Below are 13413 nucleotides of genomic sequence, written 5' to 3'. Positions count from 1 at the left end.
ACGCGGCCTGGATCAACAAACCCGCCGCTCAGGAAGAAGCGCCGAAACTAGCCGCCTAAACTCACGCTGGCCTCATTCACCTTGACAAATTCCGCTGTGATCAGTGGGCGACAGGACATGCCCTCAGTATGGCGTGCTGCTCGGCTGTTACACATAAGAGACGAGACTCGAGTATCGAGAGATACTTCACCGTCGATAACGTCCTGACTGACGGGTAGACGCGCAGCACGGTGCAGCCGGCTGTCGTCGAACCCGCAGCGACAGGTCCGATATCGACGACTCATTGCCGCTGGCCTCGGACTTCTCGTAGGCTGCTAGCATTTCGATTTCGATCTCAGGGGGGAACGAATGAGCGTTTGGCTAGTCATCGGCTTTGTCGCCTTGATCGCGTCTGTTCTCGTCGCCCTGGCGCCGACGGTTGACGTGCACAGTGCTACTGCTCATGCCTTCGGGCCGGGCGATAGGGAAAGCCAGGCAACGGCGCGGAAGACAGCTTTTAGAGTGGGGTTGCCCTTCGCGGTGCTGGCGGCTGCGGTGACGTTCACCGGCCTGGTCGTTTCAGGTGGCGCATCATGGTCGGGGGTTACGTCGCTCGTCGGACTCATCCTCGTGGGCGCGTCACTCCTGGCTGGATCACTAGCGGGCAGGCATTCCATGCGGCAGAAACGTGACCGTACCGAAGCGAGGTGACTTCGAACCACGAGTGGCTCTCACCGTGGCCGGCCTGCACTTGCTCGGTCACATGCGGCGGCATGTGGGCGAGACGTAGAAGAGAGCTCGTGATAGCGCGCCAAGCGGGTCCATAAGTCCATCATTTACCCATCTAATTCATCTCGATTTGACCCGAAACGTTGGCCTACAATTGGAGACAGCGAACCGCCCGGTTCCCTGTAAACACAAGGGAATCCGCGAGTATCCGGACAATTTCGGCTCCAACCGAATTAAGGCTGTAACCTTCAGGGGGTCGCAGGTTCAAATCCTGTCAGCCCGATCAAAGGGCCGTTCGCGAAACTCTTCACGAAACGGTCCAGTCGAGAAAAAAGACATCGCTCCTGGGGCTTCGCAGGTGCGATTTCTGGTTCAAGGGGCTGTCGCGTCCGATTCTGGTCGCGATTCTTGAGTTGTGTAGGGGATTTCGGTTGTTCAGTGTGTCTTACGGCATCTTCACGCGCGCGGAGTGTCACCAATGCTGGGTGTTTGACCTCTTGGGCAGTATCAGTGGGCGTCTGGGACTATCTCCTGAGGGGTGGCCCGCCGGTCCCGACTACTTATCCTGCTGCTTTCGCTTTGTCAGGTTGAAGCGTAACGTCGATCCGCGCATTCGCGTCGGGGCAAGTGGACTGGATGGACGCTTCGAGGCCGGCGTCTCCGGTGGTGACCCGTACCGGTCCGCCGATCGCCGTCACGACTTTGCATAGTTGCTCGACGGGTGGGACCGCCCAGGATCCGGTGTCGCGATATTGCTGGTACGCGGCGAAGGCAAAGCCGCGCAGTGTGGGGTCGCCCGTGCCCGACCCGTTGCCGAGCTCGCCGCCGAGTTTCAGCGCGATCCAGAAATCGGCGAAGGCCTCGTCTGGTTCGCCCGAATTCCAGAGGATGCCCGGGTCGGCGGGGTCGGAGTTGGCCAGGATGAGGTCAACCGACCTGTCGCCGGTTGCCCACGCAGCGCCAGACAGGATGCGCTCCAGCGGCGGCCGCACCACACCGGGGCGCTTGAGGGGCGGGCCGAGGCTGGCCGCGATGATCACGAGCACCCCCACCGCGGTGATACCGAGGAGCGGACGCCGTGTGCGCGACAGCAGTGCGAAGGCGAACGAGAGCACGATGACCCCGACGACGACGACGTTCATCCACAGGAACTTGGCGGGATAATAGCCAGTGAACGCGCCGGAGTCCCTAGCGAGAAATACTAGTGCTCCGCTCCCTACCACGGTGGCGGCGGCAACAGTGATCGCTCCCGAGACCACGGGTGGCTGGGTGCGCAGCAGCGTCCCACCCAGCAATAGCAGCAGCAGCGCGACCACGACGATCGGGAGCACGGAGGGTAGGCCGTGTCCGGGGGTCTCGAACGCTGAACCGTTGCTGACCAGCGAGGGCCCTGTTGCCACGGCCAGCCACACGATGGCCGGCAAGACGGCGACGAGCGCGGGCCAGGCGGCGCGGACATCCATTGTCCTGAGGGTCGAGCTGTGATGCACTGCGAGCGTGACGATGAACCCGGCGGGGAGCACTACCCAGGGGCTCCATGTGGCGAGCAGCAGTGTGGCGATGCAGAACTGCACGGCGATCGCCGGCACGACGCGGCCGGGTGATGCGACGTAGATGAGCCAGGCGGCGAGGGCGATAGGCAGCATCAGGTGGGCGTTGAGGTAGCCGTATTCGATGGGCAGGCCGGCGACGAACCAGGTGAGCGGCAGCAGGGATCCCGCAGCGCTGGCGACAGCGACAATGCGTGTGCGCGAACGCTCGATTATCGATGCCGCGACCGCCCCTGCCCCGAGCGCGGTGGCGGCCAACAACAACATCCACACCACGCCCAACCCTGTGAAGTCGTGTGCGAGCAGTGCTATGCGGTCGCCCGTGGGCTGGCCCGGGGCGATTCCGAGGGCAAGCAGCGCGGCGGTCAGGGGCACGGGATTCTCGGCGGCTCCGAGGGCGACTCCGTGCTGGTCGATGATGAGGCCCGCGAAGTAGAGGTTGTTGTTGGCGTCCCCGTTCAGGGCCCAGGAGAGCTTCGCCGCACCCGGAAGAACTTGCGCGATCGCGAGCGCGCCGACCCAGGCCACACCACCGAGCATCGAGGGAACCCATACCGCCACGGCATGCCGCCCCGGCCATCGCCACGCTCCGCCACGCGTGGCCAGCGCGGCTCCGACGATTCCCCCGGCGATGACTACGGTTCCGGTCGAGATGAGGATGCCCGCACCCATGAACCGCCCGACGATCATGGCAACAAACAGCACCAGCACAGTCAGCACTCCGACCGCGGGCACGGCGAAAAGGTGCCCGAACCGTCGGCTCGCAAGCGTCACCCAGGGCACCACGCATACGCCCATGACGGCAAACAGGATGAGGGCGATCACGGATTACCGCGCGCCGACACGAGCGGCGCGCGTGAGGTCATGATGTCAGCGTACTTGGGCAGGAGGTGCTGATGACGTCGAGGATGTCGCGGTTGGCGAACTCCGCACACCTTCCTCACCATGCGAGGAACTGGGTCAAGATATTCTTTCGCTCCTCCTCGGTCATGGGAGTCCAGCTACTAACGATGGTCGCGAACGCAATCGGCCCCGGTCGCGGTACTGGTGATGCGAACCAGATCGCAGACCGAGCGCACGACCGATCGCCATCTCCGGCGATGCTCGGTCACATGCGGCGGCATCCGGGGGGAGAGGTTGGAGGGCCCGTGGTACCGCTGAAAGCGGTCCACCAGGGCATCATTCACTCATCCGATTCATCTCTAATTGACCCAAAACGACAACGCACAATTCGAGGCAGTGAACCGCCGAGACACTCGGGTCAGGGGCACCCAGCTCAGCGACTAGATCCGGCTCAGCGCTTCCTCATCGGCCGCAACATTCTTCTGCACGGCGAACTGGGTCCGGTGCAATTCCTCGTACCGCCCACCTATAGCCAGCAGTTCCTCGTGGGTACCGCGCTCTACGATCGAGCCGTCCTCAACCACGAGGATCAGGTCCGCGCTGCGGATGGTGGAGAGGCGGTGTGCGATCACCATCGCCGTTCGTCCCTCGAGCGCCTCGCTGAGCGCCGCCTGCACGGCCGCCTCAGACGTCGAGTCCAGCGCCGCTGTCGCCTCGTCGAGGATGACGACGCGCGGCTGGGCGAGCAGGAGCCTCGCGATGGTCATCCGCTGGCGCTCACCCCCGGACAGCCGGTAGCCACGCTCTCCGACCATGGTGTCCAGCTGGTCCGGCAGGGACCGGATGAGCGGCTCGAGCCGCGCACGGCGGACGGCGTCCCACACCTCGTCGTCGGACGCCTCCGGCCTCGCGAGGCGCAGATTGGAGAGGATGGTTTCGTGGAACAGGTGGCCGTCCTGCGTCACCATGCCCAGGCTGTGCCGCATGGAGGCGAAGGTGACATCGCGGACATCCGCCCCGGCGAGGCGCACGGCGCCGCTGTCGACGTCATACAGGCGCGAGAGGAGCTGCGCAATCGTGGACTTGCCGGCACCGGACGAACCAACGAGGGCAACGGTCTGCCCCGGCTCGATCTTGAAGGACACGCCGTGCAGCACCTCCTCGCCGCCGCGGGTGTCCAGCGTGGCAACCTCCTCGAGAGAGGCGAGGGACACTTTGTCCGCGGACGGGTAGGCGAAGCGGACGTTGTCGAACTCGACGGACACCGGGCCTTCGGGGACGGCGACGGCGTCGGGCTTCTCCTTGATGAGCGGGTCGAGGTCCAACACCTCGAAGACGCGCTCGAAGCTGACCACCGCGCTCATGATCTCCACCCGTGCGTTTGCGAGGCTGGTCAGCGGCGCGTAGAGGCGGGTGAGGAGGAGCGCCAGGGTGACCACGTCACCGGTATTCAGCTGGCCGGCGAGTGCGAGGGAGCCGCCGAGCCCATACACGAGTGCCAGGGCGAGAGCGGAGACGAGCATCAGTGCGGTGAAGAAGACGAACTGCAGCATCGCGGTCCGGACCCCGATGTCGCGGACGCGGGCGGCGCGGACGCGGAACTCCTCGGCCTCCTCGTCGGGCCGGCCGAACAGCTTGACGAGGGTGGCGCCGGGCGCCGAGAAGCGCTCGGTCATCTGCGTGCTCATGGCGGAGTTGTGATCCGCGGCCTCGCGGCGCAGCGCGGCGAGGCGGCTGCCCATGCGGCGCGCGGGTACCAGGAAGATGGGGAGCATGATCACGGCGAGAACCGTCACGAGCCAGGACGTGCTGAGCATGACGATCAGGGTGAGGATCAGCGCCACGAGGTTCGTGACCACGCCGGACAGCGTGCCGCTGAAGGCCTGCTGAGCGCCGATCACATCGTTGTTGAGGCGGCTCACGAGGGCGCCCGTCCGTGTGCGGGTGAAGAACGCGATCGGCATCTTCTGCACGTGGTTGAAGACGGCGGTGCGGAGGTCCAGGATCACGCCTTCGCCGATCCGCGCCGAGTACCAGCGCGTCACGAGTGACACGGCGGCGTCGGCCACGGCCACGAGGGCGATGACGACGGCGAGCCAAACGATCGTGGTGACCTCACCCTGGGCGACGATGACGTCGACCACCTGGCCGGCGAGTACCGGCGTCGCGACCGCGAGGAAAGCTCCCACGGTTGAGAGGGTGATGAAGATCAGCAGCTTGGACCGGTAGGGCACCGCGAACGTCATGATCCGCCGAACGGACTCACGGGAGAAGCCGTGCTTGCCGTCCCTGGCGGTAGAAATCTTGTACAGCGAGCTCCAGGCCGCGCCTTCCATGCTCATTGAGGTTCCTTCCGTGGGCACCAGGCCCAGCTTAGATGGCGGGTTGCCCGAGCTTTGCGACGCGGCTGCCGAGGTGACGCGTGGTGCGCCGGTCAGGACCGCGTCGGGTCCGCGGTCATACCATGCCAGTGCGCCTGCTCCGAGTCGGGAGCCAGGACGGTTGTCGTCGTGGTCGGTGGACGTGGTGGTGTTCCAGCCGGAGAGCGGCCCGAGACTGACCTAATGCATGCCGTGCAGTGCGGCGAGGAGGGAGAGGTACTGCAGCGTGTGCAGCTTGAAGCCGCTCATGGAGCCGGAGATGGTGAATCCGGCGGCGAGCTTGTCCTGCCACGTGCGTTGCATCCAGGGCTTGGAGGGGGCCTCAGCGAAAGCATGGAATGCGCCTGACGCACTTCCCATGTAGGTCGGGGTTCCGAAGATGATGGCGTCAGCGTCGGCAACAACATGCGCCCGCCAAAAGCGGTTCAAATGGTGATCATTGCAAATGGAGACGGAACCGGTCGCCCCCAGCCCACTCATCACCGCTTAGTGCGCTCACCTGCCCATAGTTGCGCTTCCTCCGTAAAGCCGATGGGGAGACCCCTGTCATCACCTTGCGTGGTAATCAGGTCTTCCTCCTCTGGCGCCTTTGACTGTTTTGGGCTAGCTGGTTGGTGGTCCTCCGGTTATGAGGCCTCAAGCTCGGATTGGGGGGGGGTGACGCTCGGCGATCCGCCCTGCAATGTTCAAAGAAAGAAGCAAGGAGCAAGGAGCAAGCATGATTGCGAACCTGGGGCTGAACCGGCTGCTGTGGGCGGTTACCGGCGGTTTGTCGGTCGTTGCCGCTGCCGCCGGAGTGATGATGCCCGGTCTGTATGACGGGCTCGTCAGCGAGGAGCTGTTGCCTGGGGCCCTAGCCCAGGATCTAATATCGGTGCTTGCCGGCGTTTCGCTTTCGGTCCTCGCCGCCGTGGCGCGTCCCGCCCGGCAGCGACAGCAACTGCTCGCTCTCGGTTTGCTCGGCTATCTCTTCTACGCCTTCGGTATATATGTGATCGAGCGGGCCTACAACGGCTTCTACCTCGTCTACCTAGCGATCTTCGCACTGGCGTTCTGGAGCCTCGTGTATGGCGCCGTAAAGTTGCGCCGGAACCTGATGGCCGGGGCGAGGCTGTCGCGTGGGCTGCGGATAGTGTCGGCCAGCGGCGCGCTGTTGCAGCCGCTGATGTTTTACCCGCTCTGGATTGTGATGCTGCTCCCGCTGATGCGCGAACGAGACCAGATCGATTCGCTGTACTCGATTTTCATCCTCGACCTGGCCTTCATCATGCCCGCGTTCCTGATCCTCGCCGTGCTGGTGTTCAGGGACCAGGCAGTGGGTCTGGTCCTGCTGCCGGCGCTGTACGTGCTCGGCTTCACCCTGATCTTCTCGCTGGCGCTGGCCGAACTGCTCAAGCCGATATACGGCACCGCACCCGACCTGCCGGCCCTGACCGCTGCCACTCTTCTGTCGACACTCTTCCTCGTCATCGGCGGGCTGCACCTTTTCCGCCTGGAACTACTTCCACAAACTCAGGCGCCTCTTCCCGACCCAATCAAGTCGGCTATTGCCACAGGGAGTTGACCCGATGGAGCATCGGGCCAGTGCAGGCGCGGACTGACAGGGCAGGTGGCGGCTCTAGCTTGTGGGCCCGGGCAGGGAGATGCGAATATTGTTCCCGTCGTCCTTCACCACGGCATCCCGTGGCAGTCGCGTGATCACGAAATTGGTTCCCAGTCACCACGGCATAGGCTCATGCTCCAACCTGTGAAACTTTCCTACCGAGGGCATAGGGCGAGGGCGCCCGAGCGCCCTGAAGATACGAGGCGTCCACAGGCACGTTCACACGGTGCTGAAATGCCGCAGGTAGTCGAACTCATGGGTGGCGAGTGGCTCCGGCGGTGCGCCGGTTCGACCGATGCGCACGAGTGGCCCACTAGACGATGGGAGCGGCTCGCACGTGCGTCGTCCGACGACTTGCCTGGCTGAGAAACCGCTGGCCTCTTGGTACGCTTGCCGAGACCCAGAGGAGAGTCGCGTGCAGAAAAGAGGGCGTGACCGCGAATCGCGTCACACAGGAAGACAGTGGCTGCTTTGGGTGATGTTTGTCCTCGTCGCTGCGTATGCTGTTGTGCTGCTGCTGCGCGGCGAGGGTGCCAATCCGTTAATGGACCGAGTAATCGGTGAACTAACCCAGTGGGTCCCTGCCGCGATATTCTGGCTCGCCGTGGTGCGCACGGGCTTCCGTCGCCTAGACGTCTTGCTTGCCACGCTCGCCGTCACCTGCAATTCGGTCGCCGATACATACTACGTAGCCACCATGGACGCTACAGGAAGAGTACTGTTTCCGTCCCCTGCCGACATCGGCTACCTCCTCTTTTACGTGCTGATGATCGCCGCCTTGATCGCGTTGATCCGTAGCCAGATGCGCGGTTTGGCATGGTCGGTCCTGTTGGACAGCATTGTCGGAGCCCTCGGCTCAGCTGCAATTCTTGCCGCCCTGCTCGGCCCGGTTCTCAACTCGGCAATGAACGAGTCCGCCGCCCTAGCAGCTACGGTCGCCGTGGCCTATCCGCTCTTCGACTTGCTTCTAGTCGCCGCGATCGTCGGAATCGCAGCCGCTCCTGGCCTGGACGCCGGACCGCGATGGATCTTCCTCGTAGGTGGTCTCCTGGTATTTGCCGCTGCAGATGTCGTGTATGCCCTCCTCGAGGCGAGCGGTGCGTACACCGTTGGCCTGCCCGTAGACGCTGTCTGGGCGTTCGGCCTGGCTCTCATGGCAGTATGGGGTGACGCTGCCGGTCGACAGAATGTCAGCCTGATCCACGGCAAAACGACCCCGTTCCTCTTCGTTCCAGCGGTGGCGGTGACGGCCGGGTTGGGCGTGCTCGTCATTGGAACGCAGAGTGTGCAGCCAGTTGTCGCTGTTGTCCTGGCCAGCCTGACAGTGTTCCTCGCAGCCATCCCGCTAGTCTTCCGGCAGCGGCTCTTGCGCAGGCAGGCCCGCACCGACGAACTAACCGGGCTCCCCAACAGGCGCGCTTTGTATGAAGATGCGCCGGCTCAACTCACCCTCAGCCCGGTCGCAACTCACCAACGGCACGGCGCCCTCCTGCTGCTCGATCTAGACCGGTTCAAAGAAGTCAACGACAGTCTCGGACATGACGTGGGCGACCAGCTACTCATCGAGGTAAGCGCCCGGTTGAGTGCCGCGCTACCGCCGGACGCCATTCTCGCCCGATTGGGCGGTGACGAATTTGCCGTCCTTCTCGGCCGGGCTGGCGAGTCGGAGGCCTCCACTTTGGCAGAGGGACTCTGCGATGCCCTCGACGGGCCATTCGTCCTTCAAAACCTCGCCGTCAAGGCGAGCGCGAGCATCGGCATCGCCCTTTTCCCTGAACATGGACACAATCTCAGCGACCTGCTGCGCCGCGCGGACATGGCGATGTACAAGGCTAAGGCCACGCAAAACGGCGCACATTTGTATCAGCCAGAGGATGACAGCCACGGTGATAGACGGTTGCGCACGCTCCAAGAGTTGCGTTTGGCGCTCACCCACGACCAACTCCTCGTTTACTACCAGCCCAAAGTGGATCTGCTCACTGGCGGAGTGACTGGCGTGGAGGCGCTGGTGCGCTGGAACCACCCCGACAGAGGCCTGATTTTGCCAGACGATTTCCTCCATCTCGTCGAAGAGGCCGGCCTCATGCCTGAACTCAGCCACGTTGTGCTGACCAAGTCCCTCAACCAGGCTTTGGCCTGGCAAAACAACGGCCACCCACTCACCATCGCCGTCAATATGTCGGCCAGCTCGCTCGTTAACATCGACCTTCCTGACCAAATCATCAAAATGATCGCAGAGCGAGGACTTCCGGCATCCACGTTGATGCTGGAAGTCACTGAAGATTTTCTCATCAGCAACCGGGAGCGCGCCCGAGCTGTGCTCACCAAACTGCGAGCCGCGGGCATTCAGACCGCGGTCGATGACTTCGGTACCGGCTACAGCTCGCTCTCCTACCTGCGCGACCTGCCCATGGACGAGCTGAAGCTGGACCGCTCGTTCGTGTCGCAAATGATTGACGATCCACGGGCGAAGTCGCTCGTCGTTTCCACCGTCGACCTCGCGCACAGCCTCGGTATGCGCATGGTGGCGGAAGGCGTGGAGAGCATCGCTGCCTACGACGAGCTGGCCGCCTGCGGCTGCGACCATGCCCAAGGGTTTCTTCTGTCACGACCGATCCCTGCTGACGAACTCGACGTGTGGCTGGAAGCTCGCCGTCAGGCACAGCCCGACCGATCGAAGCAATAGGACGCAAGCGGCACTTCTAACGTAGATTCCTGTTAGCGCTGACCATGGTGAGTAGGGGGCGGCCTCGCGCTTGTGCATGTGCAGATCGCTCGGGTCAGGTCGACGGCAGTCCTCGGGGGCGTATCTGCCGACTCCCGCAGAACTCGGCACCCCATGTGGACTACTCGCACAGACTATGCATAGGCTCAGCACTCGAACCTGCAGCGTGCACAGATCTACCGGATCACGGATGTATACAATTATGGGCCCACAAGCAGTAACGTCGGTGGGGCCGGATCTTAGGGAAGACTGCGAGCGTGCTGACAAATAACAGCGATACCGATAGTTGCGATGACGTGCACGGGGATGGTGGGCGGGCTTTCGCCGAGGTGCTCATGGCCGCCCGGACGGCGACGTCGGATATCGCGGTGATTACTGACGCGGAGCAGTCAATAATTTACGTGTCGGGCTCGTTCTCGGCCATGACAGGATATGAGGCGGCGGACGTGGTCGGCCAGAACTGTCGTCTCCTGCAGGGGCCGGGTACCGACCCCGACACGATGCAGCAGATCAGGGAGTTGTTGGCGTCAGAACAGGTGTTCGAGGGCGAGATTCTCAATTACCGTAAGGACGGGTCTGCGTTCTGGACGGCGCTGAAGATCGTCCCGATGCGGGTGGGCTCAGGATCTGAAGTTTCCCATTTTGTGAGTGTCCAGCGGGACATCAGCAACAGAGTGGCGGTGCTCAAACAACTCGAGGCACAAGCGATGCATGATCATGTGACCGGGTTGCCGAACCGGGTCGCGGCCGAGCGGGCCGTTAACGACGCCGTCCGACGCTCCCCGGACAGAGACCGGACGGTAGCAGTCGGCCTGATCGACCTCGACGACTTCCGCCTCGTCAACAACACGCTCGGTCACGCAGCAGGGGATGCAGTGCTGCAGCAGTGGACAACCCGCGTCCTGGCGCAACTACGAGTAGGTGACGTGCTCGCCCGCATGGGCGGGGATGAGTTCCTGCTGATCCTGGGGGGCATCACCCGCGCCACCTCGCACGATGACCTTCCGCCGATCATGAACCGTTTGCACGAAGCTGTGGAGCAGCCCTTCACTGTGAACGGTCATCAGGTCCGCATCGGGATGAGCTTGGGAATCGCGCTCGTCCCCGAGGACGGCAGCGACAGCCAGTCCATCCTCCACAGCGCGGACGAAGCCCTCTACGCGGCCAAGAAACGGCGTCGGGAGGACTCGTCGTGGTGGGAGACCGCCGCCGATGCACGATCCAACGACCCACACACACGAACTCCAGCGGACGCTACCGGAGGTCTGAGCTCGGGGGACTACCGGACCGCGCTAATGAACGGGAACACCCTGGTCCACTTCCAGCCCGTCGTAGATCTTCGCAACGGGTCCATCCACCTGTTCGAAGCCTTGGCCCGCTTGCACATTCCTGGGGGACGCGTCGCGTATCCTGATGAATTCCTGCCACACCTCGGCACCGATGATCAGCGCGTGTTGTTCGAAGCTGTCCTGGAGAAAGCGCTAGAAGCCATCTCATTCTGGGGCCAGACTGGCGCACGTCATAGCGTGTCAGTGAACCTGCCCCCCGAAATCCTGGGTGACGGTACGATCGCCGCGTTGGTCGACACTCGGCTACGCATCCACGGCATCGAGCCGCACAGGCTAGGTCTGGAATTGCTGGAATCACAGGCTATGGGCCTGGAATCGCAACGGGTCGCCTTGCAAGAACTCGCCGGCCTTGGTGTCGGTCTTGCCATGGATGATCTCGGGTCTGGATACAGCAGCCTTCAACGACTCTCATCCTTCCCCTTCAGCGCCATCAAGCTGGACCGCGGCCTGTTTCTCCACGTTTATGACAGACCGCTGGAAACCCTCAGCGTTATGGCGACACTCATTCAGATGGGCCGGGATCTTGGGATGGATGTGGTCATCGAAGGACTTGAGGATGAGAGTCTGACCGAATCAGCAATCATTCTTGGTGCTCCTTTGGGTCAGGGCTACCATTTCGCCCGGCCAATGGCGTCGCAGGAATGCATCCCGTGGTCCGGCTCCTTCGAGCTCGGACTACACCGGTCACCCGTTCAGACCTCTTTGGGCGCGCTGGCCTACCACTGGCAATTCGCGCGGCTGGCCGCCCCACACCCCCTGACACTGGCGCTGTGCCCGCTCACCAGATTCATCCACAACATCAACGCCGATGTGGAATCCCGGACGGGTCTTGAGCTCGAAGAACCGGCGAAAGTTGACGAATGGCACAAGCTTCAACACGCACCACAGGGCATGCACCCTGCGTCCAGCAGATTCCTCATCGACTGGCTCACACGCCACATACACCCACCCACCGCTGAATTTCCTTCCTTGTCCTAACTGCACCACGTTTCAGCGTGTGTAGAACCGTCCTGCCACAAAGCTGTCGGAACCCTCCAACGGGTTGCACCCAGCCGAAACTGATCGATTCACGCGAGTTTGTGACGGCCTTGTGAAGCCGTGCCCACAAAGGTGTCAGAACTACTGTCCAGCGAATCTGGTCAGAACCAAATCTGCCGCAAGCGCATTGTTTCGGTAGGTGGTTCTGACACCGTTTCTGTAGCCCGTTGGGTAGGCACTGTCGTGTGTCGGTCGGCGAGGTCTGTGGCAAGTTCAGCGACGCGTTGGCGCGGTTCTGGCGTGACGGTCATTCCTCCAGGCGTGTTCGCAGACTGGACCAACACTTCGACCCAATTCGTATTCAGGAGAGGCCGTCGACCGCCGGCAAATTTGAAGAAAAGTGGGGCGCCGGGGAATATCCAGATCGAGCCCCGGCCTCCGACACCATCTTTGTCATGTGTACAGGAGCGATGAGAGCTTTCCCCTCAGGGGGGGGCTTCCGCGCTACTGTGTGTTCCATGCTTGACGGCGACGTAACGAGCACCCTGATTCAGGAGCGGATTCGCACCTGCGAGGAAGCATGCGACGAGCTAATCGTCGTTAGCGAGAGTTGTGCCGAAGCGTGTCTAGCGTTGTGCGGCGATGGAGAGATCACCGCATGTTTCCTCGCCGACCTCGACTGCGTGGAAATCGGAGCGGTGACAATGAGAGTGTTGTCATGGACGACAAGCAGGAACCGCACAGCCGCGATAGTGGTCATGGACGCGTGCGTAGAAGCGTGCACAGCATCAGCAGCCGCATGTGAGCGCATGGCTCAGCTCTACCCCTCCTGGATAACGTGCACCGGAGCATGCCATCGTCTGAGCAACGCCTGCACAGAATTGCAGGTCGCACTAACCGTCCGTTAGGGGTCGAACGGGCGATCCGCAGCCATCGCATAGCTCGTTAACCCGCCCGATGGAATACCCGCAGGGGCGTGCCCCAATTGCAACACGCTCGGTCGCACCCCGCGGCCCTGGTACAAAACTGTTAGAAACCATCCAAAGATGGGGTCGCGCTTAGAACCGATCGTTTACGGAGAGGCCTCAGCAGGCTCGGCCGCACGAAGTCCTTTCTCGGTGCGCCGCTTGTTTGAATATTGGCTTCTGAGGGAGCCAGGTGTGGTGCGGGTGGAGGCCACTGCGGAATTTGTCAAGGTGAATGAGGCCAGCGTGAGTTTAGGCGGCTAGTTTCGGCGCTTCTTCCTGAGCGGCGGGTTTGTTGATCCAGGCCGCGT

6 protein-coding genes and 1 pseudogene are annotated in these 13413 nt (G+C 62.7%); 3 read left to right on the top strand and 4 right to left on the bottom strand.

From position 1 onward, the window contains the following. Positions 1-1268 precede the first annotated feature (1268 nt). The 3 genes from RCH12_RS18160 to RCH12_RS18610 form a co-directional block, all read right to left on the bottom strand. Complete coding sequence (locus tag RCH12_RS18160; RefSeq protein WP_327017831.1) at positions 1269-3032, bottom strand: hypothetical protein; 1764 nt, start codon at positions 3030-3032, stop codon at positions 1269-1271. A gap of 509 nt (positions 3033-3541) precedes the next feature. Further along, a complete protein-coding gene (locus tag RCH12_RS18155) occupies positions 3542-5443 on the bottom strand; it encodes an ABC transporter ATP-binding protein (RefSeq protein WP_327017830.1) in 1902 nt (633 codons plus the stop codon). A gap of 219 nt (positions 5444-5662) precedes the next feature. After that, positions 5663-5962 (bottom strand): flavodoxin family protein, encoded by a 300-nt coding sequence (locus RCH12_RS18610; RefSeq protein ID WP_442784593.1) that lies wholly within the window; start codon positions 5960-5962, stop codon positions 5663-5665. A 238-nt stretch (positions 5963-6200) separates the two neighbouring features. Between RCH12_RS18610 and RCH12_RS18145 the strand changes: the two genes are divergently transcribed. From RCH12_RS18145 to RCH12_RS18135, 3 genes are all read left to right on the top strand, one after another. After that, entirely contained in the window at positions 6201-7046 is an 846-nt protein-coding gene (locus tag RCH12_RS18145; protein ID WP_327017829.1) for a hypothetical protein, read from the top strand. 454 nt (positions 7047-7500) lie between these two features. Beyond that, positions 7501-9771, top strand: a complete 2271-nt coding sequence (locus RCH12_RS18140; protein ID WP_327017828.1) for a putative bifunctional diguanylate cyclase/phosphodiesterase — start codon at positions 7501-7503, stop codon at positions 9769-9771. A gap of 296 nt (positions 9772-10067) precedes the next feature. Then, positions 10068-12137: a putative bifunctional diguanylate cyclase/phosphodiesterase gene (locus tag RCH12_RS18135; protein WP_327017827.1), complete on the top strand. Its 2070-nt coding sequence runs from the start codon at positions 10068-10070 to the stop codon at positions 12135-12137. Positions 12138-12298: 161 nt separating this feature from the next. Here the strand turns inward: RCH12_RS18135 and RCH12_RS18605 are convergent. Then, positions 12299-12607, bottom strand: a pseudogene (locus RCH12_RS18605) (DUF7882 family protein); the annotation flags it as partial. Between the last annotated feature and the right edge of the window lie 806 nt (positions 12608-13413).

Source organism: Cryobacterium sp. MP_3.1 (assembly GCF_035984795.1).
Classification (GTDB): Bacteria; Actinomycetota; Actinomycetes; order Actinomycetales; family Microbacteriaceae; genus Cryobacterium; species Cryobacterium zongtaii.
This window is presented reverse-complemented; position numbering and strand designations above follow the sequence as displayed.

Bases quoted from the DNA above. Each gene is read 5' to 3' on its own strand.
- RCH12_RS18155 (WP_327017830.1), bottom strand. From the start codon at position 5,443: ATGAGCATGGAAGGCGCGGCCTGGAGCTCGCTGTACAAGATTTCTACC.
- RCH12_RS18610 (WP_442784593.1), bottom strand. From the start codon at position 5,962: ATGAGTGGGCTGGGGGCGACCGGTTCCGTCTCCATTTGCAATGATCAC.
- RCH12_RS18145 (WP_327017829.1), top strand. From the start codon at position 6,201: ATGATTGCGAACCTGGGGCTGAACCGGCTGCTGTGGGCGGTTACCGGC.